The sequence below is a fragment of the Sphingopyxis sp. genome (assembly GCF_035944815.1).
Taxonomy (GTDB): domain Bacteria; phylum Pseudomonadota; class Alphaproteobacteria; order Sphingomonadales; family Sphingomonadaceae; genus Sphingopyxis.
Map to the genome: position 1 here is coordinate 82,245 of NZ_DASZAU010000004.1, position 18,914 is coordinate 101,158.

The 18,914-nt window shown below is 65.3% G+C and carries 13 protein-coding genes; 11 read left to right on the top strand and 2 right to left on the bottom strand.

What is annotated here, in order from left to right; translation table 11 throughout:
• The first annotated feature begins 15 nt into the window (after positions 1 to 15).
• The 4 genes from VGU00_RS05890 to VGU00_RS05905 are packed head-to-tail and all read left to right on the top strand — an operon-like array spanning position 16 to position 5,877.
• On the top strand, positions 16 to 870 hold the full coding sequence (locus tag VGU00_RS05890) for a fumarylacetoacetate hydrolase family protein (protein WP_327466479.1): 855 nt from the start codon (positions 16 to 18) through the stop codon (positions 868 to 870).
• The gene (dld, locus tag VGU00_RS05895) at positions 860 to 2,560 is read left to right on the top strand and encodes a D-lactate dehydrogenase (protein ID WP_327466481.1); all 1,701 of its coding nucleotides are present in this window, start codon (positions 860 to 862) and stop codon (positions 2,558 to 2,560) included. Before VGU00_RS05890 ends, dld begins: the two co-directional genes overlap by 11 nt.
• Positions 2,561 to 2,562: 2 nt before the next feature.
• Positions 2,563 to 3,414, top strand: a complete 852-nt coding sequence (locus VGU00_RS05900; protein WP_327466483.1) for an SMP-30/gluconolactonase/LRE family protein — start codon at positions 2,563 to 2,565, stop codon at positions 3,412 to 3,414.
• 60 nt (positions 3,415 to 3,474) lie between these two features.
• A complete protein-coding gene (locus VGU00_RS05905; protein WP_327466485.1) occupies positions 3,475 to 5,877 on the top strand; it encodes a glycosyl hydrolase in 2,403 nt (800 codons plus the stop codon).
• A 54-nt stretch (positions 5,878 to 5,931) separates the two neighbouring features.
• On the opposite strand, the gene VGU00_RS05910 is transcribed toward VGU00_RS05905, so the two are convergent.
• On the bottom strand, positions 5,932 to 6,879 hold the full coding sequence (locus tag VGU00_RS05910; protein ID WP_327466487.1) for a DUF1080 domain-containing protein: 948 nt from the start codon (positions 6,877 to 6,879) through the stop codon (positions 5,932 to 5,934).
• Positions 6,880 to 6,920: 41 nt separating this feature from the next.
• On the bottom strand, positions 6,921 to 9,074 hold the full coding sequence (locus tag VGU00_RS05915) for an alpha-amylase family protein (protein ID WP_327466489.1): 2,154 nt from the start codon (positions 9,072 to 9,074) through the stop codon (positions 6,921 to 6,923).
• A 328-nt stretch (positions 9,075 to 9,402) separates the two neighbouring features.
• Here VGU00_RS05915 and VGU00_RS05920 point away from each other — a divergent pair, with 328 nt between their 5' ends.
• The 7 genes from VGU00_RS05920 to VGU00_RS05950 all read left to right on the top strand — a co-directional run bounded on the left by VGU00_RS05920 (position 9,403) and on the right by VGU00_RS05950 (position 18,893).
• Complete coding sequence (locus VGU00_RS05920) at positions 9,403 to 11,193, top strand: IlvD/Edd family dehydratase (protein ID WP_327466491.1); 1,791 nt, start codon at positions 9,403 to 9,405, stop codon at positions 11,191 to 11,193.
• Complete coding sequence (locus VGU00_RS05925; RefSeq protein WP_327466493.1) at positions 11,193 to 12,113, top strand: Gfo/Idh/MocA family oxidoreductase; 921 nt, start codon at positions 11,193 to 11,195, stop codon at positions 12,111 to 12,113. The genes VGU00_RS05920 and VGU00_RS05925 overlap by 1 nt, the downstream gene beginning before the upstream one ends.
• 65 nt (positions 12,114 to 12,178) lie before the next feature.
• Positions 12,179 to 12,928 (top strand): SDR family NAD(P)-dependent oxidoreductase, encoded by a 750-nt coding sequence (locus VGU00_RS05930; RefSeq protein WP_327466495.1) that lies wholly within the window; start codon positions 12,179 to 12,181, stop codon positions 12,926 to 12,928.
• A gap of 94 nt (positions 12,929 to 13,022) precedes the next feature.
• On the top strand, positions 13,023 to 14,321 hold the full coding sequence (locus VGU00_RS05935; RefSeq protein ID WP_327466496.1) for a sugar MFS transporter: 1,299 nt from the start codon (positions 13,023 to 13,025) through the stop codon (positions 14,319 to 14,321).
• A complete protein-coding gene (locus tag VGU00_RS05940) occupies positions 14,318 to 15,688 on the top strand; it encodes a glycoside-pentoside-hexuronide (GPH):cation symporter (RefSeq protein WP_327466498.1) in 1,371 nt (456 codons plus the stop codon). The genes VGU00_RS05935 and VGU00_RS05940 overlap by 4 nt, the downstream gene beginning before the upstream one ends.
• Positions 15,685 to 16,815: a ThuA domain-containing protein gene (locus VGU00_RS05945; RefSeq protein WP_327466500.1), complete on the top strand. Its 1,131-nt coding sequence runs from the start codon at positions 15,685 to 15,687 to the stop codon at positions 16,813 to 16,815. The genes VGU00_RS05940 and VGU00_RS05945 overlap by 4 nt, the downstream gene beginning before the upstream one ends.
• Before the next feature lie 5 nt (positions 16,816 to 16,820).
• The gene (locus VGU00_RS05950; RefSeq protein WP_327466502.1) at positions 16,821 to 18,893 is read left to right on the top strand and encodes a beta-galactosidase; all 2,073 of its coding nucleotides are present in this window, start codon (positions 16,821 to 16,823) and stop codon (positions 18,891 to 18,893) included.
• The last annotated feature ends 21 nt before the right edge of the window (positions 18,894 to 18,914 follow it).

The window sequence follows — 18,914 nt, forward strand, 5'->3', positions numbered from 1 at the left end:
GAAGGAGAATGACTGGTGAAACTCGTTCGATTTGGCGACGCCGGCGCTGAACGCCCAGGGCTGATCGATGCCGACGGCAACCTGCGCGACCTCGGCGATGTCGTGGCCGACATCGATGCCGACACCCTGTCGCGCGAGGGGCTCGACCGTCTCCGCGCGCTCGACTGGAGCATGTTGCCGCTGGTCGAGCAGCCAGTGCGATACGGGCCGCCGGTTGCCGGCACCCGCCAGTTCATCGCGATCGGGCTCAACTATGCCGATCACGCGGCGGAAACCGGCCAGGCAGCGCCGCCCGAGCCCGTCATCTTCACCAAGGCGGTCTCATGCATCCAGGGATGCGGCGACGATGTGCGCAAGCCGCGCCTCGCGACCAAGATGGATTGGGAGGTCGAGCTCGGTATCGTGATCGGCGAGCGGACCTCCTATGTCGACAAGGACAAGGCGCTCGATCATGTCGCGGGCTATCTCGTCGTCGACGATCTGTCGGAACGCCAGTTCCAGATGGAGCGTGGCCAGACCTGGGACCGCGGGAAAGGCTGCGAGACGTTCGGGCCGGTCGGACCCTGGCTCGTCACATCCGACGAGGTCGGCAATCCGCAGGATCTCGACATGTGGCTCGACGTCAACGGCGTTCGCATGCAGACCGGCAACACCCGGACGATGATCTTCGATTGCGCCGAACTGGTGAGCTATGTGAGCGAGTTCATGCTCCTGCTCCCCGGCGACATCATCACGACCGGGACGCCGCCGGGCGTCGGCATGGGCAAGTCGCCGCAGGTCTGGCTCAAGGAAGGCGATGTCATCGAACTCGGGATCGAGAAGCTCGGCGCGCAGAAGCACAAGGTCATCGCCTGGAACGATGGCCGCTGACCGGCCCTCGTCCGCGCCCTTCCTCTCGGCGCTGCGCGCGATCGCGGGCCCGGCCCATGTGCTGACCGGCGCGGCGGCGGCTCCCTATGCAACGGGTTACCGGTTCGGAACGGGCGAAGTCGAGGCGGCGGTCCGTCCCGGCAGCCTGGTCGACATGTGGCGCGTCGCCGAAGCCTGCGTGGCGGCAGGACGCATCCTGATCGTCCAGGCGGCAAACACCGGTCTCACCGGCGGTTCGACGCCTGACGGTGCCTATGACCGCCCCGTCGTCATCCTCAGCACCGGGCGGCTGAAGGGCGTCTTCCCCCTGCGCGGCGGCGAGCAGGTCGTCTGCCTCGCGGGCACGACCCTCGACGAACTCGAGCGGCGCCTCGCGCCGCTCGGCCGCGAACCGCATTCGGTGATCGGCTCATCCTGTATCGGCGCGTCGGTCGTCGGCGGGATCTGCAACAATTCGGGCGGCGCACTGGTCCGCAGGGGCCCCGCCTATACCGAATATGCCCTTTACGGACGGGTCGAGGAGGATGGCCGGCTCTTACTCGAAAACCGTCTCGGCATCGCGCTTGGCGAGGATCCCGAGACGATCCTTGCGAACCTCGAGCAAGGCCGCTTCGGAGACGAAGACATTGTCGCGGACGACAGGTCCGCCTCGGCCGCCAGCGACTATGACCGCATCGTGCGGGCGGTCGATGCGCCGTCTCCCGCCCGCTACAATGCCGATCCCGAACGATTGTTCGAGGCATCGGGGAGCGCGGGCAAGCTCATCGTATTTGCCGTTCGCGTCGACAGCTTCGAGCAGGACGTGGATCCGGCGGTCTTCTATGTCGGCACCAACGACCCCCATGAACTGACGCGGATCCGGCGCCGCTTGCTTCTCGATGCACCGTCGCTCCCGATCTCGGGCGAATATATCCATCGCGACGCCTTCGATCTCGCCGATCGCTACGGCAAGGACATGGTGCTCGCGATCGATGCGCTCGGGACCGCCCGGCTGCCGCGCCTGTTCAGACTCAAGGCCGCGATCGACCGCTTCGCGCGCCTGTCGCGCATCCTTCCCGCCGCGCTCGCGGACCGGCTACTGCACGCGGCATCGAGGCTGTTCGGCGATCACCTGCCGCCGCGGATGCGCGCTTTCCGCGACGCCTATGAGCATCATCTCGTGGTGAAGGTGTCGCGCGACACGGCCGGATTCGCCCGCCGCCTGTTCGGCGGCATGTTCCCCAGCGAAACCGGCGACATGTTCGAATGCAGCCCCGCCGAGGCCGGACGGGCCATGCTGCATCGCTTCGCTGTCGCAGGCGCGGCGGTCCGCTACCGCGCGCTGCATCCTCGCGAGGTCGAGGATATCGTCGCGCTCGATGTCGCGCTGCCGCGCAATTGCATCGACTGGCTGGAGACCCTGCCCGCGGAGATCGAGCGCGATCTCGTCGGCAAGCTCTACTACGGCCACTTCTTCTGCCACGTGTTCCACCAGGATTATCTTGTCCGAAAGGGCGTCGATCCCGTGGCGCTCGAACACAGGCTGCTCGCCCTGATGGGGGCGCGGGGCGCCGAATATCCCGCCGAACATAATGTGGGCCACCTCTATCCGGCGGCGCCGGCACTGGCCGATCACTATCGCGCGCTCGATCCCGTCAACACGCTCAACCCGGGCATCGGGAAGACGAGCCGCGCCAAACACTGGAATTGATCATGACCCTCGAAGCGACGCACTTCCACTCGCTGCAGGCGGAACTCGGCGAGGGTCCGGTCTGGGACGGCGCGCGGGGGCTCCTGTGGTGCGTCGACATCAACGCTCCGGCTCTCCATGCCATCGACCCCGCGACGGGCGTCCGGAACAGCTGGCCTGCGCCTGCGAAGATCGGCTGGGTGTTGCCCGCTTCAGAGGATGGCCTCGTCGCCGGCCTCGCCGACGGACTTTATCATTTCGCGCCGGAGAGCGGCGCGTTCAGCTTGTTGGCAGAGGTCGAGCCGGACCTTCCCTCGAACCGGATCAACGACGGGACGAGAGGTCCTGACGGCGCTATCTGGTTCGGCACAATGGATGACCGCGAGACCGACGCCGTCGGCCGTTTCTACCGCTACGACGGCGAGGTTCGTGACTGCGGTCTCCCGCCGGCGTGCATTACCAACGGACCCGCCATGTCGCCCGGCGGTACGATCCTCTATACGGTCGATACGCTCGCGCGCGAGATCTGGGCAAACAGCATCGGTGCCGACGGCAGCGCCTCCGATCGCAGACTGTTCGCGTCGATCGCGCCCGGGGATGGCTGGCCGGACGGTGTCTGCTGCGACGCCGAGGGGGGTGTCTGGCTCGGACTCTGGGACGGCTGGCGCGCACGGCGATACGATGCATCGGGAGAGGTGACGGCCGAAGTGCGGTTCCCGGTCGCCAATGTCACCAAGATCGCCATCGGCGGACCCGATGGCCGAACCGCCTATGCGACGACCGCGCGCAAGGGGCTGGGTCCGGCGGATCTGGCCGCCCAGCCGCTGGCCGGGGACCTGTTCAGCTTCGCGGTCGACGTCGGCGCTGCCGGCTGAACCCAACTCAAACTCCGTCAGGTCCGCGCACCCGACGCCGCTATGCGAGGAGAAAAGTCGGTGAACACCAACCGCGCCTTGGCGCTTCTGCTGGCGGGCGCAACCGCCGGCATATGGGCGGCCGGTGTTCCGGTTCATGGCAAGGAGCCCGCCTCCGTCTTGACGGAACAGATGTTCCGCGACCCGCCACCCGTCTATCGACCCATCGCGACCTTGAGCACCACGGTCGTTCCGGAAGAGGCAGCGGATAAAGTTCGCCGGGCGTTGGAGGACGGTGAATATGGCTCGTTCATGTTCAGCCCCTCGCGAGACCCGGTGCGGGCCGAAAAGGATGTGCCGGTGGACATTGGCAGCATCCGCCGCGGCGTCGCGCTCCAGGACAAATATCCGGAGTGTGCATCGCAGTGGCTTCCCAAAGCCCTGCCCGGCGAGGCGGGCCTCGGCACATTCCTGTCCGATCTTTCGATGGCCCTCCCGTCGCAGCCCATACGGCGAAAGGTCGGCGGCCCGGGGTTCTGGACGCCCGAATATGTCGCAACGATCCGCGAGACGCTGGACATCGCGCGCCGTGGCGGAAGGCTGGCGGTATTCTATGACGAAGCAGGCTATCCAAGCGGCATCGCAGATCACACCGCGCCGCTCGAATATCGGCGGAAAGTACTGAAACGGACCGAGCTGGCGGTGGCCGCGGGCCAGTCGATCGATGTCCCGGTGGAAGGTGTGGTTCAGGCCATCAGTGCGCATGACGTGCGGAGCGGCAGGCGGATTGACCTGCGGTCAAACCTCACGTCCGGCCGCCTTGAATGGCATGCGCCCAAAGGCGACTGGAAACTCGAGATATTCTCGCTTGTCGGCGCCAAGCCAAGCGGCATTGCAAGCGATGCTGCCGTGTCGATCGACCCGATGGATCCGGTGGCATCCAGCTGGTTTATCAAGAACAGCTATGACCGCATGAACGATGCGTTCAAACCCTATGTCGGGTCGGTCATCTTCGCGAGTTTCTTCGATGACGTCGGCATCTACTCGTTCGAGAATTCATGGTCGCCCGGAATTGCCGCGCGCTTTACGGCGCTGACGGGGCGCGACCCCGCGCCCTATTATGCCGCGCTGTGGCGCGATATCGGACCGGAAACCCAGGCGGCGCGGGTCGCTTTCTTCAAGGCGCGCGCGCAGCTGCTGGGCGAGGGCTTGCCGAAGCTTGCCACTGATTGGGCCCGGGCGCACGGTGTGCAGGCGATGGGCCATCCACCGGGAAATTACGACCCGCAGCCGACCGACATGAACGGCGATCCCTTCTCGTTTTTCGCGCACACCGACGTGCCGCTCGCCGATGTGATCTTCGGACATGGCTTCGGGCGCGACGGCTTCAAGCTGATGAGCTCGGTTGCCTCTCTGCGCGATTTGCCGGTCGCCGGGGCCGAGGTGTTCAGCGCGTCAGCCACCACGATGGGCTATCGCCGCCTGATCGAGCTGTACGTCCGTGGCTTGACGCGGTTCGTCGTGACGCCGTTCCTGACGCGCGGCGCTATCGGCGAGCAGCGGGATTTCGCCCGCTGGGCGGGGCGTAGCTCGATGCTGCTACAGGGCGGGCGGCATGTTGCCGACATCGCCATCGTGTATCCGATCGAATCGCTACAGGCCTTCTATTCCTTCGATGCGCCGGGCAACGCGCCGCCTCTGCCCTATGGCAACTATATCTCGCAGGACACCGACTATCAGGCCGTTGGCGGCATGCTGGTGGACGAGCTTCATCGCGACTTCACTTTCGTTGATCCCGAGCATCTCAGGAGCCCGAAGCTGAAGGTCGAGCCGGGCGCGCTGGTGGTGGACAACAAGGTCAATCGCGAGCGATACCAGATCGTCATCCTGCCGGGCGGCGAGGTCTTGTCGGTCGCCGCGCTCACCAAGATCAAGGCGTTTCACGACGCCGGCGGAACGGTGATCGCGACGTCACGACTGCCGTTCAAATCCGCCGAGTTCGGCAAGGACAAGGAGGTTCGCGCGCTGGTGCGGGGAATATTCGGCCTCGACCCCGCCGCGCCGATGCCGGAAGGCGTCACGCCGATCCGCGCCAACCGGCGCGGCGGCAAGACGGTCTTTGTCCCCAAGCCGAGTGCCGCGGTTCTGGCAGATGTGTTCGACCGATTGGGCGCCGCGCCTGACGTGGCGATTGATGGCAACCCGTCCCCGCGCTCGGGCAATGGCGTCTTCGGCTACATCCACCGGCAAAAGGAGGGGAAGGAGATCTACTTCTTCGGCAATTCGAGTGATACGCCGCTCGACACCATGGTCGAACTCCGCGGCCGGGTGAACAAACCGCAGATCTGGGATCCGCATAGTGGGACCGTGGCTCCCGCGACCGAGGTCAGCTACCAGAGCAGGGGCGGGGTCGAGACCACCCGCCTGAAGCTGAAGGTGGGAGCAATCTCCGGTCAGTTCGTGGTGGGCGAGTTGGCCGATTAGGGTCCGCGAAGCGATCGCGGCACGCGTCAAACGTGCTGCGATCGCTGCGAGGCGTCAGCGAGCCATCACGATCGGTAAACGATCGATCGGTTGCAGCACGATATTGCGAAAATAGACTTCCGACCCCTCCGACTGGATCTGAATACGGCCGTGGGTCAGCGGCGTGCTGCCGGTCTGCGCATCGCCCGTCGCGATACCGTGAACCATCATCACCGGCGCGCCATTGACGACATGGATCGCTTTGTCCCCCAGCACGTACAGGTCCAGCCGGTTCCACCGGCCGGCGGGACGCTCGGCATCGCGGCCCGCCTCGACGCCCCTCGCCGGCGCCCTGATCTCGACGTCGCGGCCGCCCAGCATGAAGCTGCGACGCGGATCGATGACCGACCGGTCGACCGCGACAGAGGTACGAATTCGCATCTCCGGCGCAACCGGCACGACCTTGCCGCTCGACCCTTGCAGCAGCGCGAATTCCACCGATTTCATCCACGTACCGAACATGACACCCGGCTGTCCGAAGCTGTGGTAAAGCAAACCGCTGTTGGCAGGCCTGTCCGCGCGGGACGAGCCGCGAGCCTTGCCCCATTTATATTCGAGTCGGAGATGATAGTCGCCGAAATCGCCCTTGTGAGTGAGCGCCCCCAATAGCTTGCCCGACACGCGCAGCGCCGGCATGCCATCCTCGGTCACCACATTGAACGTGCCGCCGGCATAAGCGGTCCCGAGCGGTTTGCCGCTATTGGCGCGGTACGTCTCGGCCGGGTCGGCATAGCCCAGCCATGTGTCCCAGTCGTTGAGGTCCTTGCCGTTGAACAGCGTAATCGACGGCCCGACCGCTTTGGGCAGGCGGCGCAGGACCAGGCGCTGCGGCCTGAAGGGCGGATCCTCGGCTTCGGTGGCCGGCGCGAGGACGAATGACGGTGCGGTGCTGGCGCCCGGGGCGGCAGCAACCAGCAGGCACGGCATGCCGCAAACCAGGATCAGTGACATCTTCCGGCGCATTTACACTTCCTTCGGATCGAGCGGGCGAGGCGGCTCCGGCTTCAAACGATCAGCGCCGCGACCTCGTAGAAGCCGACGCTGGGCAGGGCGAAGCGGACTGTGCGGCCTTCCTGGGTGAACTCGACCGGTTCGCCTGCTTCGAGCAGGTCGATGCGGCGGACCTTTGTCGCCGTCGGCAGCGTTAGCGTAACCGACTGCGTACCCAGCGGGATGGGCTTGCGCAGGCGTCCGTTGAGCGCATTGGGCGCATTGTAGTTCAGCAGATGGACCGCGAAGCCGGCCTGGGTTTCCCAGACGTTCACCTCGATCAGCCCATCTCCTGACACCGTGAGCCCGGCGTCGTCGCCGAGCGTCCAGCGCACCGCGTTGGCAAGCTGGCGGCCGAGGTCGGGCATGTCGGCGCGTTCATAGCTCGCATCGTTATCGCCTGCAAAATAGACCATTCGGGCCTTGCCGACCTGTCGCATGACGACGGCCGGCTCGTTTGTCGGACCGCCATTGGCGAATACCATCTCCGGCGGACCGTCGGGTGCGAGCGGCATGAATGTTGCCGGTGCGTCGGCCACAGGTGCAAGCGGGATACGCCAAAGCGGGCCGGCGATCCATGGTGTGTTGCCGAAACCGTCGGTCAACGGGCTCGCGCCTTTCAATGCCTGATAGTGCATTGCCTGCGGCGTGAAGGGCGGCGGATTCCATTTCTGCCGATCGCCGATCTTGTGGATGCCGAAGACATCGGCCAACGCGAAATCGGCGCGCGGCTTTCCGGTCTCGTCATACAGGCCGGTCTCGAACGTTGCGATCAGCGATCCACCCCGCTGCGCGAACTGCCGCAGCGAGGTCGCCTGGGCATCGCTCATCAATGCGACATTGGGAAGGAGCAGCGTGTCATATTGCGCGAGCCGCTCGGCACCCAGATCATTTACGTGCACGAAGTCATAGGCGATCCGGTTCTCGACCAGCACCTTGCAAATGCCCTCGACGGCGGTCGCCCGCTCGTTGCCGGCCGGCGCCTTGTACTGCTCCATCGACCGGGGCGAGATCAGGACGCCGACCTTCGCCAGTGGCCGTTTGTTCTGGAAATGAATGTCGTTCGCGGCCATCCAGTTGAAGAAGGGCTTGACCAGCTCCTGCCAGCGCTGATCCTGACTGAAGCTTTGCGTCATGCCCAGCATGTGATGCCACACCACGCCGCCCGACGCCGCAGTCTGCGCCATTCGGCTGAGCGATTCCGCGGTGGTGTTGGAGATGTGGCGCCAGTCGCTGCCCGACGTGCTGCCAAAACCGGACGTCACCAGCGCGTAGGGACGATCGCGCATCAGCGACTGGGCGATCTTGGCGTCGATCGAACCGTCCCAGACGGGATCTTCCAGCTTGGGCCGGCCTTGCGCATCGCCGGCGGAAAAGGACGAGCTGCGCGACAGCCGCCATGGCATATCGCCCCCACCAAAGCCGCCGAAGAAGGAGTTGGTGAAGAAGCCGCCGGGATTTTTCTTGAGGATCATCCCGCGGAACAATGCGAGCGAGGCATCGTGCTGCTTTTGCAACGCCGCCTGATACACCGCGGAATTGGGATCGCCGATCTTGCGGCACGTATCGCAATAGCACTTCTGGATCGTCGGCCAGCCGTTCGTGAACATGCCGTCGAATTCATAGCGATCGAGGATTTCTTCCAGCGTTCGGGGCAATTGATCCGAGAAGTAATCGCTCATGTGACATGTGATGGCGATGTTCGGATCGAAGAGGATCGGTTTGCCGTCGGGCAGCCGCCGGAACCAGGAGGGATGGGCAGCGGCCGTGGCCTCGTCATACCATTGATGGTCAGGGCTCATGCGTCCGATGATACGCAATCCGCGCTTCCTGGCCGCGCTGACGCATTCGCCGACGAAGTCGCGTTCGCCCAGCCTGCGGCTGTGGTGGAAGAAAGGGATCTTGCTTGGATAGAATGCGATGGGGCCGGACACGGATACAAGCACCGCCTGCGCCTTTGCCGATGCCCAGAACGCCGCCCATCTCTCCGGGTCGCCATGCTCGGGATCGCGTTCGTTCAGGTTCGTCTGGCCGATCCGCTTGACCGTATCATACCAGGCTGCCTGCTTGACGCGCGGGTCGGTTGCGGCCGCGGCCGCGCGCGGCGACAATGTAGCCAGTAGCCCCACCGAGCCGGCCAAACCAAACTCCCGCCGCGTGAGGGTCATCGTCTTCTCCTATCATCCACCTGAATTATTGGCCGACCGGGGCCAGGTGCCGAGTGGCACGGAATCGGCCATATAAATCCAGTCTGGGCTGCTTGTTAGTAGAAGGCGGGCGGGCGGTTGGCAATTGTGATCGCTGGGGATCGTTTCAGCTTCGGGGTCTATGTCGGCGCAGCCCGCTGAACCGGCCGCGATTGCCGGCGCTTCACCGCGAAAACGCGGGATGTGACACAACAAACAATCATTCCTGTTTGCAAATGTCGTTCTTGCATCTACGGAGGAGGCTATCGGATCGGACTCGGAGAAGGGGCCGCCGCTTGGAGAAGAGGCCATGACGAAGGGCAAGGGGCTGCGTTCGCGCGCCTGGTTCGACAATCCCGCAAATCCGGACATGACGGCGCTCTATCTTGGATGGTATCTGAGCTACGGGCTGACCCGCGAAGAACTCCAGTCGGGCAAGCCGATCATTGGTATCGCGCAGACCGGCAGCGATCTCGCGCCGTGCAACCGTCACCATATCGAACTCGCGAAGCGCGTTCGCGAAGGTATTCGCGAGGCGGGCGGTATCGCGATCGAGTTTCCGGTGCACCCGATCCAAGAAACCGGCAAGCGCCCGACCGCGGGTCTCGACCGCAATCTCGCTTATCTCTCGCTCGTCGAAAGCCTTTTCGGTTATCCGCTGGACGGCGTCGTGCTCACCATCGGCTGCGACAAGACGACGCCGGCATTGCTGATGGCGGCCGCGACGGTCGATATTCCGGCGATCGCCCTGTCGGTCGGCCCGATGCTTAACGGATGGCATCGGGGCCGGCGCACGGGGTCGGGAACAATTGTGTGGGAAGCGCGGCAGCGGATGGCTGCCGGCGAGATCGACTATGCCGAATTCCTAGACCTCGTTGCGAGCTCGGCGCCGTCGCCAGGCTATTGCAACACGATGGGCACGGCGACGACAATGAATTCGCTCGCCGAGGCGCTGGGCATGCAGCTGCCGGGATCGGCGGCTATCCCCGCTCCCTATCGCGAGCGGGCGCAGATGGCCTATCGGACCGGCCTTCGCATCGTCGACATGGTGCGCGAGGACCTTCGGCCATCGCAAATCCTCACCCGCGACGCCTTCCACAATGCGATCGTGGTCAACTCGGCGCTGGGCGGGTCGAGCAATGCGCCCGTCCATCTCGCGGCGATCGCGCGCCATATGGGGGTCGACCTGCCGATCGAGGATTGGCAGCGGATCGGTCTCGAGGTGCCGCTGCTCGTGAACCTGCAGCCGGCCGGGGAATATCTCGGCGAAGATTTCCATCACGCGGGCGGCGTGCCGGCGGTGGTCGCGCAGCTCATCGGTGCGGGGCTCATCAACGAAGGCGCGCGAACCGTCAACGGCCGTACGATCGGCGAGAATTGCCGGGAGACGGAAACCCTGCTGCCCGAGGTGATCCGGCCGTTCGGCGAGCCGCTGAAGGAGCGAGCGGGTTTCCTCGTCCTCACGGGCAACCTGTTCGATTCCGCGATCATGAAGACCAGCGTGATTTCGGAAGAATTCAGGGGGCGCTATCTTTCCAATCCGGACGATCCCGACGCCTTCGAGGGACGCGCGGTCGTGTTCGACGGGCCCGAAGATTATCATGCCCGGATCGACGACGCCGCGCTCGCGGTGACCGCGGCCGATATTCTCGTGATGCGGGGGGCAGGGCCGATCGGCTATCCCGGCGCCGCCGAAGTGGTGAATATGCAGCCGCCCGCGCGGCTCATTCGCGAAGGCGTCCATTCGATGCCGTGCATCGGCGATGGCCGCCAATCGGGCACCTCGGGCTCGCCATCGATCCTCAACGCCTCGCCGGAAGCCGCCGCGGGCGGAAATCTCGCAATCCTCGAGACGGGGGACCGCATCCGGGTCGACCTGCTGCGCGGACGCGTCGACCTGCTTGTCGCCGACGAGGAGATCGCACGCCGGCGCGCGGCCCTCGAGGCGAACAGGGGCTATCGCTACCCCGCGTCGCAAACCCCCTGGCAGGCCCTTCAGCGCAGCTCGGTCGGACATCTCAGCGAAGGGGCCATTCTCGAGGGCGCCGACGCGTTCCAGCGGATCAGTTCGACCTTCGGCGTTCCGCGGGATAATCACTGATGTCCATCCGGATCGCGCTTGTCGGGCTCGGCAAGATCAGCATCGATCAGCATATCCCCTCGATCGCGGAAGACCGGGACTTTTATCTTGTGGCGGGCGTATCGCCGAACAGCCGCACGGACGGCCTCGCGGTCTACCCCGATCTCGGGGCGGCGCTCTCGGCCGAGGATATCGATGCGGTAGCGGTGAATACGCCGCCGCAACTGCGCTTCGACATCGCCCGCGAGGCCCTGCTTGCGGGAAAACATGTCCTCCTCGAAAAGCCGCCCGCGGGCAGCCTGTCGGCGCTCGCCGAACTCGAGCGGATCGCGCGGGGAAGCGGGCTCAGCCTCTACACCGGCTGGCATTCGCAGCATGCCCCTGCGGTGTTCCCGGCCCGGGCGTGGCTGACGGGAAAAAATATCCGCGAAGTCCGGATGCAATGGTGCGAGAATGTGCGCGAATGGCATCCCGGCCAGCGATGGATCTGGGAACCCGGCGGACTCGGCGTGTTCGATCCCGGCATCAATGCCTTGTCGATCCTGACCCGCATTCTTCCGGACAGTCTCGTTCTCACAGCCGCGCGGCTCGACGTTCCCGCGAACTGCGCGACCCCGATTGCCGCGGCACTCGAAGGGCGCGTTGGTAACGCGGGGCAGTTCGAGGCGACGCTCGATTTTCTGAAGGAGGGCGAGCAGATCTGGTCGATCGAGGTCGTGACCGACGTCGGGACGATGTCGCTCGCCATGGGCGGCGCTGAACTCAGCATCGCGGGCAGCCGCCAGAATATCGGACCGAGCCGCGAATATCCGTCGATCTACCGCCGCTTTGCGGCGCTCGTGGGCCGCGGCGAATCCGAAGTCGATGCCGCGCCGCTGGCGCTGGCGGCGGACGCCTTTTTGATCGGCCGCCAGCGGCAGGTGGCGGAATTTGTCGAATGATCCCCGCTCGCGCCGTCCACCGGCGCCCCGGGGCAGTATCTGCGCATTCGTGAAAGGGATGGACAATGACAATTTTTGCTGATCGCTTCGCGGGCCGTACCGCAGTCGTGACCGGCGGCGCCTCGGGACTGGGGCTCGACGTCGCGCGGCGCATTGTCGCCGAAGGCGGGAGGGCCATCCTGTGGGATCATGACACCGACGCCCTGGCGCGTGCGCATGCGGACATCGGCGCTCTTGCGGCCGTTCGGGTCGATATCGCCTCGTGGGAAGCGGTCGAGGCGGCGGCGGCGGAAAGTCTCGCGGCCGCGCCCGCGATCGACATTCTCGTGAACTCCGCGGGCATCACGGGACCGACGACGCCGGTGACCGAATTTCCCCTCGAAGGCTGGCACAAGGTGATCGACATCAATCTTTCCGGCACCTTCTACGCGTGCCGCGCGCTGGCGGCATCGATGACGGACCGGGGCTATGGGCGGATCATCAACATCGCCTCGGTGGCAGGCAAGGAAGGCAATCCGAATGCCGCGGCCTATTCGGCGTCGAAAGCCGGGGTGCTCGCCTTCACCAAGTCGCTAGGCAAAGAGCTTGCGACGAAGGGCGTGCTCGTGAACGCGGTGACGCCGGCGGTCTTCGACAGCCCGCTGCTGGGCCAGATGCCGCAGAGCCAGATCGATTTCATGCGCTCGAAGATTCCGATGGGGCGTCTCGGCCGAACCGAGGAGACGACGGCGATGGTCTGCTTCCTCGCGTCGGAGGAGTGCAGTTTTTCCACCGCTGCGACCTTCGACACTTCGGGAGGGCGCACGACCTACTGATTGTGCCGCGTCGCCGATTAGGGTTGACAGCCTAGCCGGCAAGATGAAACAAACAGTCAGAAACGCTTGTTTATAATCCTCGGGGAGAGGGAAGTTGGTTCAGTTTTCAGGGACGGCGCCGGGCTCGGACCAGGCGCCCGGGCGCCACGGCGCATCGCTTGCGATCCTCGCTCTCATCTTCTTCATGTGGGGGTTCATCACCGTCCTGAACGACGTGCTGGTGCCGCACCTGCGCTCGGTCTTCGCGCTCAGTTACACCGAGGCGACGATGATCCAGTTCGTCTTCTTCGGAACCTATTTCCTCGCGGCGCTGCCATCGGCCTGGATTCTCGAGCGGCTCGGCTACAAGCGCTCGATCGCCGGCGGGCTGTTCGCAACCGCGGTCGGCGCGCTGCTCTTCCTTCCGTCGGCAACGCTGCCGTCCTACGGCCTGTTCCTTTGCGGACTCTTTGTGCTGGCCTCGGGCATCACCATGCTCCAGGTCGCGGCGAACCCCTATGTCGCCATGCTCGGGCCCGCCAGCACCGCCTCGAGCCGCCTCAACCTCGTACAGGCCTTCAATTCGCTCGGAACGACGGTGGCGCCTTTCTTCGGCGGCATGCTGATCCTCGCCAACAGCACCTCGGGAACCTCCGAAGCCGGCCGGATATTGACCCAGGCGGAACGCATCCAGGACGCGCTGGCGGTTCGCGAGCCCTACGCCGCGATCGCCGCCACGCTCGTCATCCTCGGTCTCCTGATCCTCGCCTGGAAATTTCCCCGGCTCGCGGTGCGGCACGAGGGTGCCATCGAGGAGGGGCCTTCGCTGTGGACGGAAAAGCGGCTGATCCTCGGCATCGGTGCGATCTTCTTCTATGTCGGAGCCGAGATCGCGGTCGGCACCTTCCTGATCAACTATATCTCGTCCCCGCACGTCGTCCCGATGACTCATGCCGAAGCCGCATTCTATGTGTCGCTCTTCTGGGGCGGCGCGATGACCGGCCGCTTTCTCGGCGCCGGCCTCATGCGCCGTATTCTGCCAAGCCTGATACTCGTCACGGCGTCGGTCGGCGCGGCCTTGCTTCTCGGCACGACGATCCTGACGGCGGGATGGCTTGCCCTGTGGTCGGTCATCCTCGTCGGGCTCATGAATTCGATCATGTTCCCGACCATCTTCACCCTTTCGATCGAGGGCCTTGGTGACCGCACGGCGAAGGCATCCGCCTATCTCATCATGGCGATTGTCGGCGGCGCGCTCATCCCGCTCCTGCAGGGTGTGGTCGCCGACGGGTTCGGCCTCGCCGCATCGTTCGCGGTGCCTTTGCTCTGCTATTTCTACGTGGCGATGTTCGCCCTCCATTGCCTCCGCCATCCCGTTGCAAGCGCGCAGGTCGCGCAGGGAGACCTCGCATGACGGCCAATGCTGCCGGCGCGCGTCTCGGTCTCGGGCGCATCATCGGGTACGGGGCGGGCGATTTCGCCTTCAACCTCAGCTTTACCTTCGCTTCGCTTTTCCTGCTCTACTTCTACACCGACGTGCTGGAGCTCGATCCGGGAACGGCCGGCCTCATCATCATGGTCGCGCTTGTCTGGGAGGGCATCACCGATCCGGTCATCGGCATGCTCGCCAACCGGACGAGAAGCCGCTGGGGCCGGTACCGTCCCTATCTGCTGTTCGGCTCGGTTCCGCTCGCGCTCTCCGTCGCGGCGATGTTCCTGCCGCTCGGGCTCAGCGGCGGCGCCCTCGTTGCCTATTGCTTCGCAACCCATCTCGTCTACCGCACCGTCTTCACCTTCGTGAACATCCCATACATCGCACTGTCGGCCCAGTTGACGCAGGACAGCGACGCGCGCGGCCAGCTTGCCGCGGCGCGAATGCTCTTCGCAATCAGCTGCGGACTCCTGCTCGCCTCGCTCACCCTGCCGCTGGCCAAGGCCTTCGGGGGCGGCCAGGCCGGCTTCTTCCTGGTCAGCGTCGTCTATTCGGTGCTCGCGAGCATCATCCTGTTCGTGACTTTTGCGGCGACGCGCGAGGACGTGGCGGATGTCGGCGAGCGCCATCCCGGTTTCGCCGACATGCTCGCGACTATGCGGCACAACCGCGCTTTCCTGATGCTTCTGCTCGCGACCGTCGCTGGCCTCACGGGCTACACCATGTCGGGGAAGGCGCTCATCTATTATCTCAAATATTGGGTGGGATCGGAAGCCGCGGTCACGTCGGGCCTAGTCGTGACGCTCGGAGCAGCCGCCATCGCCATGCTCCCCTGGATGATCATCGCCCGCAGGACGAGCAAGCGTTTCGTCTGGATCACCGGCGCCTGCTTCAACCTCGCCGCCTATCTCTTCATCCTGCTGGCGGCGCCGCGTGGCGGAGCGATGCTGTGGACCCCGCTGGTGCTCGTCGGTATCGGAAACTCGGCCTTCATCCTGACGTTCTGGTCGATGCTGCCCGATACGGTCGAATATGGCGAGTGGAAGACGGGTCTTCGCGCCGAAGGGGCGATATTCGGGCTCATTGCCTTCTCGCAAAAGATTGCCCTCGGCATCGGCACCGGCATGATCGGAATTATCATGGGCTGGATCGGCTACGTCCCCAATCGGCCGCAAAGCGAGGCGACGCTGCACGGGATCGTTCTTCTCTACGGACTTGGGCCGTTCCTGCTGTTTCTGGCGAGCATCGTCGCGATCTGGTTCTACCCGGTCTCGGGGCCGACACACCGCCGGATCGTCCGTGTCATCGAGCGCCGGCGGAGCCGGTATAAGCAGGGATTGCAGGCATGAAGGCGCTTCTTGGATGGAAGGCATTCGCCGCTGCCGTTGTTGCGATCGCGGGGGCAGGGGCCGTCCCGGCGGCGCAGGCCGCTCCGGTCACGGACTGCCCGCTCGCCACGGCCTCTTACTCGGCCGACACCCCGCTTTTCGACCTTCTGATCGACCCGCGCGCGAAGCATCTCATCGACGAGGCGGGCATCCTCGCCAGGTTGCCGCCGATGATCGCCCGCGAAGAGGCGCCGAGCTTTGCCACCATTGTTTCGCTCCGGCAGGTCGCGCGCATATTTAAGGTCGATGCGGCCGTCGTCGACGGGCTCGGCGGCGCCCTCGCGAAGCTCCCGCTGACCCGGGCGGAGACTGTCGCGCGCTGTGCGCGCTATGCGCCCGACAGCCGCACGCCGCTGACCGTTCCGGCGGACAAGCCCGCACTCCTCGTGTTCGAGCACAGCAACGGGTTTCGCGACGCCCCTTCAGTAGAGGCGGCGCAGGCGGCGCTTCGCGCGATGGCCGACCGGCGGGGCTGGTCGTTCGTGTTCACGAGCAATCCCGGCGATATTACCAAGGCCAATCTCCGCCGTTTCAAGGCGGTGTTCTGGAACAATGTGAGCGGCGATGTCCTGACCGTCAGGCAAAGGGCGGCGCTGCGCAGCTATGTCGAGGACGGCGGCGGATTTGCCGCGATACACGGGTCGGGCGGCGATCCGCTCTATCTTTGGGACTGGTATGCCGACAGGCTGATCGGGGCCCGCTTCATCGGCCATGTCGATGTGCATCAGACCGCCCGGATCCGCATCGACGACCAGGCTTCGCCGATCACCGCGGGCGTTTCGCCCGACTGGGCGATGCTCGAGGAGTGGTACAGTTTCGAGAAAAGCCCGCGTGGCCCAGAGACACGCGTCCTGCTCACGATCGACGAAACGAGCTACGAGCCGACGAGCGGGATGCGCGACTTGCGGATGGGCGATCATCCCGTCGCCTGGACGCGCTGCGTCGGGCGCGGCCGTTCTTTCTACTCGGCGATCGGCCACCGCCCCGAGACCTATTCCGATGCGAACAATGTCCGTCTCCTCGAGCAGGCGATCGCGTGGACGATGGGCCTGACTTCGTCCGATTGCGGGCAGCCGGCCGGAAAGTGACCGCGATGGGTCAGGACATTGGGCCGTGGCGGCCGCTGCCGCACTGCCGCTTCCTCATCGGCATCTGTCATTTCCCCGAACAGGAGCCACGCGAGCAGATCTCCGACGATGCGCGGCTGATGGCCGAGGCCGGTATCGAGACCGTTCGCATGGGGGAGTTTGCCTGGAGCGTCGTCGAGCCGGAGGAAGGGCGGTTCGATTTCTCGCTTTTCGACGAGGCGATCGCGGTTCTCGGGGCGCACGGCATCGACACGATCTTCTGCACACCGACCGCGACACCGCCGCGCTGGCTCAGCCACCGTCATCCCGGCATCCTGCGCGTCGATGGCGACGGCCGGTCGCAGCGCCACGGCTCGCGCCAACATGCAGACGTCACCAGCCCGCTGTTTCGCGACCACAGCCGCCGCATCACCCGGGCACTCGCCGATCATTATCGCGGCAATCGCCACGTCATCGGCTGGCAGACGGACAATGAGTTCAACACGCATTTCTCCGAAACCCACTCGGACGCCGCGCAGGCAGCCTTCCGGCTGTGGCTGAGGGCGCGCTACCGCGATATCGGTGCGCTGAACGCGGCATGGGGGACCGTCTTCTGGAACCGGCAATATGGCGATTTCGGCGAGATCGAGACGCCGGTGAACAACCGGCCCGCATCCGCCGATCCGTCGCATCTTCTCGACTATCGCCGCTTCCTTGCCGATGCGACACGCGATTTCCAGCGCGAGCAGCTCGCGATCCTGCGGGCCGCCAATCCGGACTGGTTCCTCTTCCACAATATCGGCCGGCTGAATGATACCGACCTTCGGGACTTCGGGGCCGACCTCGATTTCCTCGGTACCGACGTCTATCCCGGGCTGCGCGACGAATATTTGAAGGCGGGGCTCGGCTATTCGCAGGCCATGCAGCTCGACAGCTTTCGCGGATGGAGCGGCAATTTCATCATACCGGAGCTGCAACTCGGCAGCGGCGCGCACCCAGGTTTTGCCATTCCCGCGCCCGAACCGGGCGAGCTCAGGCGCTTCGCCTTCTCGTCCGTCGCACGCGGCGCCGACGGCATCCTGTGGTTCCGCTGGACGAGTGCGCGCTATGGCGCCGAGGCCTATTGGATGGGCGCGCTCGACCACGACCGGGTGCCGCGCCGCCGCTACGCCGAGCTCAAAGAGACGATCGCCGACCTGAAGGCGGTGCGCGGCGACATCCTCGGAACGAGCGTCGATGCCAACGTCGCGATCCTCGCGGCCGACTGGGAGAATGAGATCGCCCAGGCAAGCTTCTCGCTGGGATTGCCGAGCCTCGCCGAGCTGTCGTTGCCGCTCCATCACCATTGCTACCAGCGCAATATCGTCTGCAGCTTCGCGGCACCGGGCGACGACCTCGCGCGGGCGAAGATCGCTTTCGTCCCGCATCTGGCGCTCTGGGACGCGCGGTGGACGGACAATCTGACAGCCTTCGTCGAGGCCGGCGGCATAATCGTGGTCGGGGCGCGGACGGCGACCCGGAACGAGAACAACCATGTCCTCGAGACGGCAGCGCCCGGAGCGCTGCGCGGCCTTTGCGGGGTCAGCGTCAGGGAGTTCGGGCGCTTGCCCGCTCCCGGAGCTTCATCGCTACTGTCGGGCGCGGTGTTCCAGGTCGAGGCGCTTCAGAGCGGTCGCGTCGCCGAGTCTGCGAAGCGTGAGCATTTCATCGAGCTGGGCGGCGCGGAAATCCGCGCCGCGCACGGCTATGAAATCGTCGATCCCGCGCCTGGCACCGAAGTCATCGGGCGATGGGCGTCGCGTTTTCTGGCCGGGGAGGCGGCGATTACCCGTCGCCGGCTCGGAGCCGGCCAAGTGATCTATGTCGGCACCTATCTGACCCCCGGACTGGCAGCGAGCCTGTTCGACCCGCTCTTCGCCCAAGCCGGCATCCACCCGCCGGCGCTGCCGCCCGGGGTCGAGCAGGTCTGCCGCAGCGGGCCGTCGGGAACATATCGCTTCCTGCAGAATACAGGCGCCGAGGCGCGCACGGTCGCCTCGCCGGACGGCGATATCGATCTGGCGCCCTACGGCTGCATGATCGTGAGAATGCCCCGGTGAAGCGCCGGGCCGCTTGGCAAA

Coding starts and splice junctions, on each gene's coding strand:
- VGU00_RS05910 (WP_327466487.1), bottom strand. CDS start 6,879: ATGCGCCGGAAGATGTCACTGATCCTGGTTTGCGGCATGCCGTGCCTG.
- VGU00_RS05900 (WP_327466483.1), top strand. CDS start 2,563: ATGACCCTCGAAGCGACGCACTTCCACTCGCTGCAGGCGGAACTCGGC.
- VGU00_RS05940 (WP_327466498.1), top strand. CDS start 14,318: ATGACGGCCAATGCTGCCGGCGCGCGTCTCGGTCTCGGGCGCATCATC.
- VGU00_RS05920 (WP_327466491.1), top strand. CDS start 9,403: ATGACGAAGGGCAAGGGGCTGCGTTCGCGCGCCTGGTTCGACAATCCC.
- VGU00_RS05945 (WP_327466500.1), top strand. CDS start 15,685: ATGAAGGCGCTTCTTGGATGGAAGGCATTCGCCGCTGCCGTTGTTGCG.
- dld (WP_327466481.1), top strand. CDS start 860: ATGGCCGCTGACCGGCCCTCGTCCGCGCCCTTCCTCTCGGCGCTGCGC.
- VGU00_RS05950 (WP_327466502.1), top strand. CDS start 16,821: ATGGGTCAGGACATTGGGCCGTGGCGGCCGCTGCCGCACTGCCGCTTC.
- VGU00_RS05930 (WP_327466495.1), top strand. CDS start 12,179: ATGACAATTTTTGCTGATCGCTTCGCGGGCCGTACCGCAGTCGTGACC.
- VGU00_RS05925 (WP_327466493.1), top strand. CDS start 11,193: ATGTCCATCCGGATCGCGCTTGTCGGGCTCGGCAAGATCAGCATCGAT.
- VGU00_RS05915 (WP_327466489.1), bottom strand. CDS start 9,074: ATGACCCTCACGCGGCGGGAGTTTGGTTTGGCCGGCTCGGTGGGGCTA.